At 65.2% G+C, this 13,354-nt stretch carries 13 protein-coding genes and 1 pseudogene; 12 read left to right on the forward strand and 2 right to left on the reverse strand.

Annotation, left to right across the window (positions count from 1 at the left end; all coding sequences use genetic code 11):
* Positions 1–7 precede the first annotated feature (7 nt).
* From GWC77_RS01605 to GWC77_RS01645, 9 genes and pseudogenes are all read left to right on the forward strand, one after another.
* Positions 8–1,003, forward strand: coding sequence for a sulfonate ABC transporter substrate-binding protein (locus tag GWC77_RS01605; protein WP_173255101.1), 996 nt, complete (start codon positions 8–10; stop codon positions 1,001–1,003).
* A 27-nt stretch (positions 1,004–1,030) separates the two neighbouring features.
* On the forward strand, positions 1,031–2,188 hold the full coding sequence (gene ssuD / locus GWC77_RS01610; RefSeq protein ID WP_173255156.1) for an FMNH2-dependent alkanesulfonate monooxygenase: 1,158 nt from the start codon (positions 1,031–1,033) through the stop codon (positions 2,186–2,188).
* Positions 2,189–2,231: 43 nt separating this feature from the next.
* Positions 2,232–3,095, forward strand: coding sequence for an aliphatic sulfonate ABC transporter permease SsuC (gene ssuC, locus GWC77_RS01615; protein WP_367948981.1), 864 nt, complete (start codon positions 2,232–2,234; stop codon positions 3,093–3,095).
* A pseudogene (locus GWC77_RS01620) lies at positions 2,981–3,829 on the forward strand (ATP-binding cassette domain-containing protein); the annotation flags it as partial. The gene ssuC and the pseudogene GWC77_RS01620, both read left to right, overlap by 115 nt.
* A 27-nt stretch (positions 3,830–3,856) precedes the next feature.
* Positions 3,857–4,435, forward strand: a complete 579-nt coding sequence (gene msuE / locus GWC77_RS01625; protein WP_173255103.1) for an FMN reductase — start codon at positions 3,857–3,859, stop codon at positions 4,433–4,435.
* Positions 4,436–4,613: 178 nt separating this feature from the next.
* Positions 4,614–5,225: a lytic transglycosylase domain-containing protein gene (locus GWC77_RS01630; protein WP_173255104.1), complete on the forward strand. Its 612-nt coding sequence runs from the start codon at positions 4,614–4,616 to the stop codon at positions 5,223–5,225.
* A 186-nt stretch (positions 5,226–5,411) separates the two neighbouring features.
* Positions 5,412–5,804, forward strand: coding sequence for a surface-adhesin E family protein (locus GWC77_RS01635; protein WP_173255105.1), 393 nt, complete (start codon positions 5,412–5,414; stop codon positions 5,802–5,804).
* Positions 5,805–5,950: 146 nt separating this feature from the next.
* Complete coding sequence (locus GWC77_RS01640) at positions 5,951–6,388, forward strand: CHRD domain-containing protein (protein WP_173255106.1); 438 nt, start codon at positions 5,951–5,953, stop codon at positions 6,386–6,388.
* 11 nt (positions 6,389–6,399) lie between these two features.
* Positions 6,400–7,362, forward strand: a complete 963-nt coding sequence (locus tag GWC77_RS01645; protein WP_173255107.1) for an alpha/beta hydrolase fold domain-containing protein — start codon at positions 6,400–6,402, stop codon at positions 7,360–7,362.
* Here the strand turns inward: GWC77_RS01645 and GWC77_RS01650 are convergent.
* A complete protein-coding gene (locus GWC77_RS01650) occupies positions 7,329–8,180 on the reverse strand; it encodes an EcsC family protein (RefSeq protein ID WP_173255108.1) in 852 nt (283 codons plus the stop codon). The two genes, GWC77_RS01645 and GWC77_RS01650, sit on opposite strands and share 34 nt — an antisense overlap.
* Before the next feature lie 129 nt (positions 8,181–8,309).
* On the opposite strand from GWC77_RS01650, the gene GWC77_RS01655 reads away from it, so the two are divergent.
* Together GWC77_RS01655 and GWC77_RS01660 are read left to right on the forward strand one after the other, a co-directional pair.
* Entirely contained in the window at positions 8,310–9,905 is a 1,596-nt protein-coding gene (locus GWC77_RS01655; RefSeq protein WP_173255109.1) for a DHA2 family efflux MFS transporter permease subunit, read from the forward strand.
* 25 nt (positions 9,906–9,930) lie between these two features.
* Positions 9,931–10,401, forward strand: coding sequence for a MarR family winged helix-turn-helix transcriptional regulator (locus GWC77_RS01660; RefSeq protein WP_173255110.1), 471 nt, complete (start codon positions 9,931–9,933; stop codon positions 10,399–10,401).
* Here GWC77_RS01660 and GWC77_RS01665 read toward each other — a convergent pair.
* Positions 10,365–11,639 carry an amino acid deaminase gene (locus tag GWC77_RS01665; protein ID WP_173255111.1) on the reverse strand — a complete coding sequence of 425 codons (1,275 nt, stop codon included), beginning with the start codon at positions 11,637–11,639 and terminating at the stop codon, positions 10,365–10,367. The genes GWC77_RS01660 and GWC77_RS01665 overlap by 37 nt on opposite strands.
* A 201-nt stretch (positions 11,640–11,840) precedes the next feature.
* Between GWC77_RS01665 and GWC77_RS01670 the strand changes: the two genes are divergently transcribed.
* Complete coding sequence (locus GWC77_RS01670; protein WP_173255112.1) at positions 11,841–13,325, forward strand: amidohydrolase family protein; 1,485 nt, start codon at positions 11,841–11,843, stop codon at positions 13,323–13,325.
* Positions 13,326–13,354: the final 29 nt, after the last annotated feature.

A 13,354-nucleotide genomic window follows, 5' to 3' on the forward strand; every position in this document is an offset into this window, starting at 1 on the left:
GGAATCTATGTCTTCAGCAAACGACAACCAACACGTGGCGGGCCGCCGCCGCTGGCTCAAAGCCGCAGCGGTAGGCGGTGCGATGCTCGCGTCGGGGGCGGCTGCCGCCGGCTTCGGACCCGCCGTATTCGCGCAAGGGCCTGCGAAAACATTGCGGATCGGTTATCAGAAATACGGCACCCTCGTACTGCTGAAAGCACGCGGCACGCTCGAAAAGCGCGTTGCAAACGAGGGCGTCACGGTGAAATGGCTCGAGTTCCCCGCCGGGCCGCAATTGCTCGAGGGCCTCAACGCGGGGGCCATCGATTTCGGCACGGTGGGCGAAACGCCGCCGATCTTCGCGCAAGCGGCAGGGGTCGATTTCGTCTATGTCGCCAACGAGCCGCCGGCACCGACGTCCGAAGCCATCGTCGTCCCACGCAATTCGCCGATCAAGACGGTTGCCGATCTACGCGGCAAGAGAGTCGCGCTGAACCGGGGCTCCAACGTTCACTACCTGCTCGTGCGTGCGCTGCGGCATGCCGGTCTCGATTACGCCGACATTCAGCCCGCCTACCTGGCGCCGGCGGATGCGCGCGCGGCATTCACGCAAGGCAGCGTCGATGCCTGGGTGATCTGGGACCCGTACTTTGCGGCTATCCAGCGACAGGCCGAAGCGCGCGTGCTCGTGGACGGAACGGGCCTCGTCGACAACACGCAGTTCTATCTCGCCGCGCGCAAGTTCGCGGCGGCCGAGCCGAAGCTCGTGCATGCGGTCCTCGAAGAGCTCGCCAAGGCGGACGCGTGGGCCAAGGCCCACCCCGCCGAAGTGGCGCGGGAGCTTGCGCCGCTCGTCGGCCTGGACGCGTCCACGGTCGAACTCGCGGCGCGCCGCGCGGCCTATGGCGCGACGCCGGTCACCGCTCAGGTGCTGGCCTCGCAGCAGGCGATCGCCGATACGTTCGGCGAACTCAAATTGATTCCGAAGCGCATCGCCGTGCATGACGCACAGTGGCTCGCATGAAACCATGAGACGAGAAGGAGAACGATGATGCGGGTGTTCTGGTTCATTCCGACGCATGGCGATACGCGTTACCTGGGGACGTCCGACGGCGCGAGGGCGGCGACCTACGATTACTTCAAACAAGTCGCGGTGGCGGCCGATACGCTCGGCTACGACGGCGTGCTTCTGCCGACGGGGCGCTCCTGCGAGGATGCATGGGTCGTCGCATCGAGCTTGATCCCGGTCACGCAGCGCCTGAAGTTTCTCGTCGCGATACGGCCGGGGTTGAGTTCGCCGGCGCTCTCGGCGCGCATGGCGGCCACGTTCGATCGTCTCTCGAATGGGCGATTGCTCATCAACGTCGTCACGGGTGGCGACTCGGCGGAACTCGAGGGCGACGGTGTCTTTGCCGATCACGACACGCGTTACGAGATCACGGACGAGTTTTTGACGATCTGGCGAGAACAGCTTCGGACGGCTCACGAAGGCGGCACAGTCGACTATCTAGGCGCGCATCTGGCATCGAAGGGCGGCAAGCTGCTGTACCCCAGCGTGCAGCGCCCGCATCCGCCGCTGTGGTTCGGCGGTTCCTCGCCGGCCGCGCACACTATCGCTGCCTCGCACGTCGACACCTATCTCACTTGGGGCGAGCCGCCGCAAGCCGTCGAAAAAAAGATCGCCGACGTACGCGCCAAGGCGCGCGAGCAAGGCCGCGAACTTCAATTCGGCATTCGCTTGCACGTGATCGTGCGCGAGACGGCCGACGAAGCGTGGGCCGCGGCTGACAGGCTCATCAGCCGCCTGGACGACGAAACGATCGGCCGCGCGCAAACGGCGTTTTCAAAGATGGATTCCGAGGGGCAGCGCCGCATGGCGGCACTGCACGGCGGCAAGGGGCGTACAAGGGCGGACCTCGAGATCTACCCCAATCTCTGGGCCGGCGTCGGGCTCGTGCGAGGCGGCGCGGGGACGGCCCTCGTCGGAGACGCGAAGCAAGTTGCGGCACGGATGAGCGAGTACGCCGAGCTTGGCATTGGGACATTCATTCTGTCGGGCTATCCCCATCTCGAGGAGGCCTATCGCTTTGCTGAACTCGTCTTCCCACGGTTGCCTGGGCGCGTTCGGGAACGTATCGAGGCGCCATTGTCCGGCCCATTCGGCGAGGTGGTGGGTAATCACTATTTGCCGAAGGTTTCGCAAAGCTGATGACGGGCCGATAACCGCAACTGCAATCCTGGGAGAAAGCATCGTGAAATGGCAAGGAGTCCTGATCAAACGCATTGCGCCATGGATCGTGCCGGCGCTGATCGTTGCGCTATGGGAGGCGAGCGCACGCGCCGGATGGCTCGCTGCGCGCGTGTTGCCCGAGCCGCTTGCGGTGGCCGATGCGGCATGGAGGCTCTGGCGCAGCGGAGAGATATCGGCCGACGTGAAAGTGAGCGCGTGGCGCGCGCTCACGGGGTTTGCGATCGGAGGCGGTGCCGGATTCGTATGCGGCCTGGCCTGCGGACTGTTCAAGCCGGTCGAGGCGGCGCTCGATTCGACCGTCCAGATGATTCGCAACATTCCCGCCCTGGCGATGATTCCGCTCGTCATACTCTGGTTCGGCATCGAAGAGCAGGCGAAGCTTTTTCTCGTCGCGCTCGGCGTATTTTTCCCGATCTATGTGAATACGTTTCACGGCATCCGTTCGGTCGACGCGAATCTCGTCGAAATGGCGAAGAGCTACGACGTGCGCGGATTCGCACTGTATCGCGACGTGATCCTGCCGGGCGCGTTGCCCACGATACTGCTCGGCGTACGGTTTGCGTTGGGCCTCATGTGGACGATGCTGATCGTCGCCGAGACCATTTCGGCGCAGTCCGGTATCGGCTATATGACGATGAATGCGCGCGAATTCATGCAGACCGATGTCGTGGTATTGGGCATCTTGCTATACGCAGTGCTGGGCAAGCTGGCCGATGTGCTCGCCCGCTGGCTCGAGCGGCAGTTGATGCCGTGGCATCCCGCATTCGCCGCAGCTGCGCGCAGTGCCGGCGCGCGGCACCGTGTGTTGCGCTGGGCGAGAGCGATCCGGCGGCCATCGGGCTCGTTCAAGGGAGCGAAGGCATGACGGCAACCGCACTGGAAGCCGCGGTCCGGTTACGCGCGGTGACGAAGCGCTACGGACCGCGCACCGTTCTCGACCGTCTCGATCTGACGATCGACAAAGGCAGTTTCATCGCGGTCATCGGGCACAGCGGGTGTGGAAAGTCGACGCTGCTGCGGCTCGTGGCCGGCCTCGACACGGCCGACGAGGGCGAGGTCGATATCGGTGCGCGCGAGCACGATTCGGCGCACGACGAGGACGCGGCGGCGCCGCGTACCCGGATCATGTACCAGGACGCACGTCTGCTGCCGTGGAAGAGCGTGCTCGGCAACGTAATGCTCGGTCTGCCTCGCGCCGCGCGTGACGATGCGCGCGCGGCGCTGCAGGAGGTCGGGCTGGGCTCGCGCGAACACGATTGGCCGGCGCAGCTTTCCGGCGGACAGCGCCAACGTGTGGCGCTCGCGCGCGCACTCGTTCATCGCCCCGACCTGCTGCTACTCGACGAACCGCTCGGCGCGCTCGATGCGCTGACGCGCATCGAAATGCATGAGCTCATCGAGCGGCTCTGGCGCGAATACCGTTTCACCGCGCTGCTCGTCACGCACGACGTTCACGAGGCGGTGGCATTGGCGCAGCGCATCGTGCTCATCGAGCACGGACGCGTGGCACTCGAGCGAGCAGTCGACCTGCCGCGACCGCGGGCGCGTGGCGCCGCCGCTTTCGCCGCGATCGAAAACGATGTGTTGCAGCGTGTGCTGCACCCGGCATTCAAGAGGACATGAGCGATGACGAAGCAATTGAAATTGGTTGCGGTATCGGGCGGACTTCAGCGGCCCTCGCGCACACTGGTACTTGTCGAAGAGATCGTGGCGGCGTTGAGTGCGGTCGTCGCGCTGGACGTTCGGCTCGTCGAGCTTGGCGAAATGGCTCCCGCGCTGGGACGGACCGTGTACCGCAATCAATTGCCGTCGGAGGCGAGGGCGCACGTCGAAGCGATCGAAGGGGCCGATGCGCTCGTGGTCGCGAGTCCCGTGTTCCGCGGCTCTTTCACGGGCCTTTTCAAGCATTTGTTCGATCTGGTCGGCCAGGATGCACTCGTCGATAAACCGGTCTTGCTTGCCGCCACGGGCGGAAGCGAGCGTCATTCGCTCGTGATCGAACATCAGCTGCGACCGCTTTTCGCGTTCTTTCAAACGCTTACGTTGCCCCTCGGTGTCTATGCCTCGGAGCACGACTTCGATGGCTACGAAATCGCGAGCACGGCCCTGCGACAACGAATTGCGCTGGCCGTCGAGCGCGCCGCGCCATGGCTCGAAGGAAGGGCTGCGTCGGCTGCCGCCGCGAGCGAAATTGTCGCGGCCTGACGAGTCCCTCGCCAATTCCGCGATCGATTTTTGCCGCCTTCGGGAGGTAAGTTACTACTTAAATCGAGCTAAACATTCCTTTAGCGCATCGCTATGACGGTCATCGAATGGCAAACAGTGCGCTATCCAAAAGGATCGATATCGCTATAATGCGGGGCGCTCATTCATATTATGTTTCATGCTCCGAACCCTTCGAATCTTATGCGCATCGCTGGTTTCGCTCGGCTCTTTCACGCACGCGATTGCTGAGGAGCCCGAAACGATTCGCGCGATCGCCGCTTCGTCGCCCCAGGCACCGGGCGATGCGCTCGCGTCTGCGCCGGCCGCTGCAAGCGAATCGGCCGCCGTCGGGGAGATGCACAAGCTATCGAGCATGCTCGTGCGCAAATTCGGTCTTGCGCGAGCGAAGGCGGAGCAGATCACTCAGGCCGTCATGGCTTCCGCCTCGAAGTACTCGCTGCCTCCGGCACTGGTGCTGTCGATCATTTCGATCGAATCGAGGTTCAAGGAGACGGCGCACGGCGCGCACGGCGCGACGGGCCTCATGCAGGTCGTTCCCGCGGCGCACCGCCGGCTCGTGCAGCATATCGATCTCACGCAGCCGGCCGCCAATATCGATGCGGGCTCGGCCATCCTGCGCGGCTATATCGAATCTGCTCAGGGAGATGTGGCCGCCGCACTCAAGAATTATGGCGGCTCGACGGCTTATGCCCGCAAAGTGAGTCTGCATGCGCACGATTTCGAATTGAACGCCGGCGCGAGTGGCACAAGCGCAAGCGCCGACCGCTAAAACGGCTTTGCACAGCGGCATTGCCGCGCTTCGCGTGTCGTGTGAATTTCTCGTATCCCTGGGTGTCATGGCAGATCGCTCTGCTAGAATCGATCGACGTCGTGCGCCGCGCGCATAAGCGAAAAGCAGTAAAAACGATAATTCAATCGACGTAGCTGGGCCAATTTCGCACAATCGGAACCACCAATGAAATTGCTCCGTCGATTGCTCGTCTGTCTGATGCCCCTCGGCGCCATGGTTCATGCGCAAGCCACACAGTGGAGCTACCTGTCGGGCGAACGCGATCTCTCCTATGCAGTGGATACCGATAGCGTCGCCACCGATGCCGACGGCTACATCGAATACATCGGAAAGACGACGTGGAAAGTCCCGGAGAAGGTGCAGGGAGCCGCTCAACCCGTCGCCGTTTCGCTCACCCGCTATCAGATCGATTGCAGCCACAAGCGATGGCGCGCGGTCGATACGCACTATCTCGCCGCCGACGGCACCCCAGCAGGCCTCGTCCATCCGACCAACCCCGAGTGGACTGCAATCGGTCCCGGCACCGTCGTCGACATCATGTTCCGCAAAGCCTGCTGAAGCGCAGGGCGCGCTGTCGGTCGGTCCAAGGGCCCAAGACGCCCAAGCGTCTCGAAGAAATGTTCCGGGGTATGGCCTACTATGTGGACACCGCTTCGCGGGCGCGTCGTTCCGGCGTGGGCGGCATCCACTGAAAGGAGAACAAGATGGGACTTATGCGCAAACTGAGCATGGCCGTGCTGCTTTCGGTCGCGGCGACCAGCGCCGTGTATGCCGAGGAAGTCGCATACAAGGCGACGCTGACAGCCTCGGCCGAGGTGCCGCCCACAACGAGCCCGGGCAAGGGTTCGGTCGACGCTACACTCGATACGGCGACAAAAGCATTCAAATGGACGGTCAGCTATGAAGGACTCACTGGGCCCGCGATGGCGGCGCACTTTCATGGGCCCGCGGCGGTCGGACAAAACGCAGCGCCCGTGATTCCGGTGAAAGTGCCGGAGGCGGCGTCCGGCAATGTGTCCGGAACGCAGACGCTGACCGATGCGCAGATCGCCGACCTTGAAAACGGCAAGTGGTACTTCAACGTACATACGGCGAAGAACAAGGGGGGCGAGATCCGCGGTCAACTGCTGCCGTCGCACTGAGCGGTGAATCCGTGAGCTGGCAAAGCCGGGTCGCCTGCTGGCTTCTCGAACGGCAGTTTCGTCCGGAGACCGAAAACCCCCATGCGAGCGTGGAGCGCGCGCGGGCCAGGACGGCCGCGCGTATATGGTCGCCGCGCGTACCGGCCGGGTGGCGCTTCATCGACAGCAGCGGGCGAAACCGCGCGCCGCTTGCTGGGGAATGGCTCGAGCCGATCGCGGATATGGCGCGCGCCGCACCGCTGCGCACACTGCTTTACCTGCATGGCGGAGGGTACTACTTCTGCTCGCCCAGCTCGCATCGGTCGCTCGTGTTTCCGCTCGCGGTGCACACCGGTGCCCGCACGTTTTCTCTCGACTATCGGCTCGCACCGGAGCACCCGTTTCCGGCAGCGCTCGACGATGCGCTCGCAGCGTATCGGCAATTGGTCCAGGACGGCACACCGCCGGAGTCGATCGTCGTGGCCGGCGATTCGGCCGGCGGCGGCCTCGCGCTGGCGCTGCTCGTGGCGCTGCGCGATGCCGGCGATGCGTTGCCCGCGGCGGGCTTGCTGTTTTCTCCGTGGACCGACCTCGCCGCGACAGGCGCGACGCTCGTCAGCAACGACGGTCTGGATCCGATGTTCCGGGGCGCGGCCATTGCGCGCGCGGCCCGGTTCTATCTCGGCGCGACGAGCCCCACGCATCCTTACGCCTCGCCGCTCTACGCCGATCTGACGGGCCTGCCGCCCTTGCTGATCCAGGTCGGCAGCACGGAGGTGCTGCTCGATGATGCCCGGCGGGTGGCCGAGCGGGCGCGGGCGGTGCAAGTCGAAGTGGATTTCGAAATCTGGCCGAAGATGCCGCATGTCTGGCAATTGTTCGTGCCGTTCATCCCCGAGGGGCGCGCGGCGCTCGAGCGGGCTGCCGCGTTCGCGCGCCGCCACGCGAAGGCGTGCCGCGTTCAGCCGCGTGCCGAGCGTTCGATCGCCTCGTAGGCGAGGCGCACCGCGTCGGTGCCGTATTGACGTTCGAGGCGGCGTACCGTGAAATGACCGTGGGCTGTCTGCTGAAAGTGATCGATGAAGGCCGTATTGACGAGTGCGCCGAGCACTGCGCCGATGGCCGGAATCGACTTGGCCGCGACCTGTTCGCTGACCTGCACCGAAAAGCGCGCGGCAATCGCATTGGTGAGCCTCATCAGCGCGGACGCGCCGTGCGCCGCGGCCCCTTTCGACGCCAACTCGGACGACGCTTTCGAGATCGCCTGCGCGAGCGCGCCGCGTGCGATGAAATAGCCGAAATCGGCATCCTCGTCGGTGCTGGCGTGCCGCGCCGCACCGCCGCCCAGCCCGAAAACCGATAAACATTGGAGCCGCGTTTCGGCCGAGTTCAAGTCTTCCCCTTCGCTGCGCGCGATGTCGCAGATCGAGCGAAACATGAGGGCCGTCGTCACCGGCAACTCTGCCGGCAGCGCCACGAGGCCGAATGCGCCGCCGGCCGCGCCGGTCGTCGCTACGGCCACCTTGTGCCAGATGTCACGCGCGGGGCGCAGCGGCCCGGGCGCACTCCGCCCTGGTTTGGGGACGCTCGCCAGCGCCACGTGAAGGCATTTTTCGAGCGCCGCGCGCGTCGCGGCGGCTACCGTATCGTGCGCCGCCGCCGGCAGACGCTCGATCAGCCGCTCGATCGGGGCGCCGACGGCAGCGGCAAGCTTCATTGCAAGCGGCTGGCGCTCCAACGCTTCCTTCGCGCGCGTCAAAGCGGCGCGGTCGTCTTCAGTCAGCGTTGTAGCAGTGATTGGAATCGTTTTCATCGTCAGAAGAACTCGCTCGAATACGAAACGGCCCGCGCAAGCGGTGGTCCGCACGCTCGCCAGCGCCGTCGCCTGCCTCATGCTAGCATTACGATATCTTTGACGGCTCAACGATTGTATCGACAAAAAATGGCTGTCCATACCGCCGCTCATCATTCCCGTGCGCAGGTACTGCCGTTTCGTGAGTCGTTGCTCGCGATGCTCGGCATCTCTTTCGTGACCATGCTCGTCGCGTTCGATCAGACAGTGGTCGGCACGGCTTTGCCCACCATCGTGGCCGAACTCAAAGGCTTCGAACTCTACGCGTGGGTGGCCACGTCGTATCTGCTCACCTCGGTCATCACCGTCCCGATCTTCGGCCGGCTCGGCGACTATTACGGGCGCAAGCCTTTCGTCCTTGTATCGATCGCGCTTTTCACCGGCGCGTCGGCGCTATGCGGCGCGGCCAACAGCATGCTGTTCCTCGTGCTCGCGCGAGGCCTGCAGGGCGTTGGCGGCGGCATGCTCGTCGGCACCGCGTTCGCCTGTATCGCCGATCTTTTCCCCGATTCGGTCGTGCGCCTGCGCTGGCAGGTCATGATGAGTTCGGCCTTCGGGATTGCGAATGCCATCGGCCCTTCGCTCGGTGGCTTTCTCACGCAGTACTGGGGATGGCGGTGGGCGTTCTTAGTGAATCTGCCCGTCGGGTTGCTCTCGCTCGTCTTCGTGTGGCGCTATTTGCCGCATCTCCGGCATATGGCGCATACCGCACGCGTGCGGCTCGATTGGATCGGGGCGCTTTTGATTGCCGTTGCGCTCAGCGCGCTGCAGCTTTTCGTCGAATGGGGCGCGCACGATGGATTCACGCCGAGCGTCGTCGCGCTGGCAGTGGTGGGCCTCGGCTCAGCGGTTGGCTTGCTGAAGTGGGAACGCTCGAACGCCCAACCGATCCTTCCGCTCGACATGTTCCGCAATCGCTCGCTGGCCGCACTGTTCTCGCTTTCGGTGCTCGGCGGCTTTTCGATGTTTTCGCTGCTGTTCTATGCGCCGCTGTTGCTGCAAGGCGGCTTCGGCCTTTCGCCGCGCGATGCCGGTCTCGTCGTCACGCCGTTGGTCGTGTTCATCACGATCGGCAGCATCGTGAATGGGCGGGTCGTCACGCGCGTTCGCAATCCGAATACGATGCTCTACGCGGGCTTCATGCTCATTGCACTGGCGTGTTTGGGCACCGTGCTCGCCACGCGCACCATGCCGCACGCAGTACTGATGGCATTCATGATGGCGGGCGGGCTCGGCTTGGGCTTCGTGCTGCCGAACCTGACGGTGTTCGCGCAACAGACCGCGGGCCGCGAGCATCTCGGGATCGCGACGGCGCTTTTGCAGTCGTTGCGCATGATCGGGGGTATGATCGGCACCGCATTCACGGGGACGCTCGTCACGCGGATGTACGAGCATGGCGTGCGCGACGCGCTTGCGACGGACCGTGCTACGGAATGGATCGCTCGATTTCGCGATCCGCAGATCCTCGTGAATATCGATGCTCAGCGCTCGCTCGCGCGAGAGCTGGCCGTTCGAGGCTTCGATGGCGCTGCGTTGATCGAAGCTTCGCGCGAGGCGCTCGTCGCAGCCATCCATGCCGGCATTGCCGTCGCACTGGTGGTCGCCGTATTTTCGATCTGGCAGTGCCGGCGCGTGCCGCGCATCAAGATTACGAGGGCCGCCGAGCCGGTGCCCGCCGCAGAGTGAATTTGGAAGTCAGCCACCACGCCCCATGGAAGAACACGATTACGTCGCCACCGTCCAGCAATTCGGGCGGACCTACCGCGCATTCATGTCCGCGTTCGAAGCGCAAGTCGGGCATCCGATGACGCGTTGGCGGATCTTGCGCGCGCTGGCGTCGGACGAAGGGGAGTGGTCGCAAAAGCGGCTCGTCGAACAACTCCGTATCGATCCGGGCGCGCTCACGCGGCAATTGAAGGCACTCGAACTGCTCGGCTGGGTCGCGCGCAGCACCGATGCGCGCGACAACCGCATCACCAACGTCGTGCTGACGCGCGCGGGTGCCGCCGCCGTCGACGAGAGCCTGCCGCGGCGCAACGCGTTCTTGCGCGAGACGATGGGAGCGCTACCCGCCGACGCGCGAGCCGCGCTGTCGTCGGCGCTGTGCCAACTCGAAGCGCGCATCGCACAAACCGTCGAACCGGCTCAAAAGCAGGTCTCCACGACCTCCGTCACACGATAGTCGGCGTCGACGACGAGGATTTGCCGCCATTTGTCGAACGTCAGGCATGGATGCGAGATGTCGAATGCAAGCATGTCGCCCACTTTGAGGTCGGTACCCGGCGCAATGCGCAGGTAGGCATGCTGATCCATCATGTTCGTGACTTCGAAGCCTTCCTCGAGCGCGATGTCGCGCGGTGCCTGTGTTCCCGGGCGGTAGTGGCGCGCGGCAACAGGCGCGCCCGCATCGAACGCCGTATCGCGTTTGCCGAAGCCGACGATCGCGCGATCAGGTTCGGGAATCGATTGCACGTAGGCCCACAGCTGCAGCGCGGGCAGCAACGCTTGCCCCATTTTGCGGGCAATCGGGTTGCGCGCGAGTACACCCGCCTGGGCTTTCGCATAGACGCCGGCATCGTGCGTCAGATAGCAGCCGGGGCGCAACACCACTTCGACGCGTCCGCTGGCCGATTCGTGGGCGAACTCTTCGGCCACGACGTCGTACCATGCCGAGCCCGCGCCCGAGAGAATGGCCGGCGTGCGGGCGAACCGTCCTTGCGCCGCGAGCAGGCGGGTCGTATCGAGCGCTCGGCGCAAGAACGCGCGCACGGCTTGCTCGTCGGCGAGAATGCCCTCGTAGAGTTCGACGCCCGCGAGCTTGACCGTATCGGCGTTGCGCTCGAGCGCGGCCAATACGGCGTCGCGCTGTACATCGTCACGCACGCCCGTACGTCCTCGGGGCACGCCCAGCTCCAGCAGCACCGGGAGCGGCTTACGCACGGAGCGGAAGAACGCGCCCAGCTGATCGACACCGTCGGCTGAATCGACGAGGCAGAAAAACTCGAAATCCGGATCGGTCAACAGCTCGGCGATCATGGCCATATTGCGTCGCCCGACAAGCTGGTTCGCCATCAGCACGCGCTGCACACCCGCCGCATAGGCCGCGCGCGTCTGGTGCGCGGTGGCGAGCGTAATGCCCCAGGCGCCCGCGGCTAGCTGGCGGCGAAAGAGCTGCGGCGCCATCGTCGTTTTGCCGTGCGGCGCGAGCTTCACGCCGTATTCGGCCATGAAGGCCTGCATCCATCTGAGGTTGTGCTCCATGCGCTCGGCGCGCAACACCGCGGCGGGCAGGCTCACGTCCTCGGCCAACAGATTCCACTCGAGGTTGACAGCCTGGTTCAGCGGCACGCTGGCGCTCGGCACGGCGCCGAGCCCCTTGCCGTAAGGGTCGATCGTGGCGGTTTGGTAGGCGATTTTCATGGCGATCCTGGTGGAGCGTTGCGAATGCGGCGCTGGCATGGATCCAGGCAGGCCGCTCAGACGCCGATGGTACGAGGCCGGCCGGCCATCCGCCAGCGGAAACGGCCGCATTGCGTGCATCGGGCGTAATGGTCGAGTACGATCGTGCGCATGGCGCGCCCGTGTCCCTGCCGGCGCCGCATCCGCTGTAGGAGCTCGTGCATGCATTCCCATCCTGAAGCCGCAGATACGCTGATCCTCGGCGCGATGCTTTACGACGGCACCGGCAACCCGCCCGTCGAGCGCGACGTGGCCGTGCGCGACGGCCGGATCGCCGCGATCGGCAACCTGTCGAACTGGGTTGCCGAGGAGTTCGTCGAAGCCGAAGGGCGCGCGCTGGCGCCCGGTTTCATCGACGTGCATACGCACGACGACATCCACGCGATCCGCTCGCCGCAGATGCTGCCCAAGCTGACGCAGGGCGTGACGACGGTGATCGTCGGCAATTGCGGCATCAGCGCTTCGCCCGTCACGCTCGCGGGCGATCCGCCCGACCCGATGAACCTGCTCGGCGGCGCCGACGCCTTTTGCTATCCGAGTTTCGCGGCCTACCGCGCCGCCGTCGATGCGGCGCGGCCTGCGGTCAATGTCGCGGCGCTGGTCGGTCATACCGCGCTGCGCAACAATCACATGGACCGGCTCGATCGCGCCGCCTCGCAAGAAGAGCTCGCGGCGATGCGCGCGCAGCTCGAAGAAGCACTTGCACATGGCGCGCTCGGCCTGAGTTCCGGGCTCGCGTATGGGTCGGCCAATGCGGCCCCGACCGAAGAGGTGATGGCGCTCGCCGAGCCGCTCGCGGCGGCCGGCGCGATCTACACGACGCATATGCGCAGCGAGTTCGACGCGATCCTCGATGCATTCGACGAAGCCTGCCGCATCGGCCGGCATGCGCGCGTGCCGGTGGTCATCTCGCACCTGAAATGCGCGGGCCCGCGCAACTGGGGCCGCAGCAAAGAAGTCCTCGCTTCGTTCGACTCCGCACGGCGCTTGCAGCCGATCGGTTGCGACTGTTATCCGTACGATCGCAGCTCCACGACGCTCGACCTCGCGCAGGTGACGGGCGATATCGAGATCACGGTGACGTGGTCGACGCCGCATCCGGAGCAGGCGGGCAAGCGCGTGTCGGCAATCGCGCGCGAATGGGGTGTCAGCGAACGGGAAGCGGCTGCGCGCCTGCAACCGGCGGGCGCCGTCTATCACAACATGTCGGAGGACGACGTGCGCCGGATTCTGTCGCATCCGGCAACGATGATCGGCTCGGACGGGTTACCGAACGATCCCCTGCCGCATCCGCGTCTATGGGGCGCATTTCCGCGCGTGCTCGGCCATTACGCGCGCGACGAGCAACTGCTGCCGCTCGAGGAGGCCGTTCGCAAGATGACCGGTCTTCCGGCTCGGCGCTTCGGTCTCGAGGGGCGCGGCGAAGTGCGGCGCGGCGCGCACGCCGACCTCGTGCTGTTCGATCCCGCGCGCGTGCTCGACGCGGCGACGTTCGAGCGTCCGCAGCAGGCTGCCGTCGGGATCGACGCGGTCTGGGTCAACGGCGTTGCAAGCTATCGCGGCGGCGAGCCGACCGGGGAGCGGGCCGGCTGCTTCGTCGCACGTGGTCCGAGGGCGAGCGGCGACGACGCGCCGCAGGCCTTCTAAGCGCCGGGCGCCGCAGACCCTCTAAGCGC

It is taken from the genome of Paraburkholderia sp. NMBU_R16 (assembly GCF_013282575.1).
Lineage (GTDB): Bacteria > Pseudomonadota > Gammaproteobacteria > Burkholderiales > Burkholderiaceae > Trinickia.

Coding starts and splice junctions, on each gene's coding strand:
- GWC77_RS01605 (WP_173255101.1), top strand. CDS start 8: ATGTCTTCAGCAAACGACAACCAACACGTGGCGGGCCGCCGCCGCTGG.
- ssuD (WP_173255156.1), top strand. CDS start 1,031: ATGCGGGTGTTCTGGTTCATTCCGACGCATGGCGATACGCGTTACCTG.
- msuE (WP_173255103.1), top strand. CDS start 3,857: ATGACGAAGCAATTGAAATTGGTTGCGGTATCGGGCGGACTTCAGCGG.
- GWC77_RS01630 (WP_173255104.1), top strand. CDS start 4,614: ATGCTCCGAACCCTTCGAATCTTATGCGCATCGCTGGTTTCGCTCGGC.
- GWC77_RS01635 (WP_173255105.1), top strand. CDS start 5,412: ATGAAATTGCTCCGTCGATTGCTCGTCTGTCTGATGCCCCTCGGCGCC.
- GWC77_RS01640 (WP_173255106.1), top strand. CDS start 5,951: ATGGGACTTATGCGCAAACTGAGCATGGCCGTGCTGCTTTCGGTCGCG.
- GWC77_RS01650 (WP_173255108.1), bottom strand. CDS start 8,180: ATGAAAACGATTCCAATCACTGCTACAACGCTGACTGAAGACGACCGC.
- GWC77_RS01655 (WP_173255109.1), top strand. CDS start 8,310: ATGGCTGTCCATACCGCCGCTCATCATTCCCGTGCGCAGGTACTGCCG.
- GWC77_RS01660 (WP_173255110.1), top strand. CDS start 9,931: ATGGAAGAACACGATTACGTCGCCACCGTCCAGCAATTCGGGCGGACC.
- GWC77_RS01665 (WP_173255111.1), bottom strand. CDS start 11,639: ATGAAAATCGCCTACCAAACCGCCACGATCGACCCTTACGGCAAGGGG.
- GWC77_RS01670 (WP_173255112.1), top strand. CDS start 11,841: ATGCATTCCCATCCTGAAGCCGCAGATACGCTGATCCTCGGCGCGATG.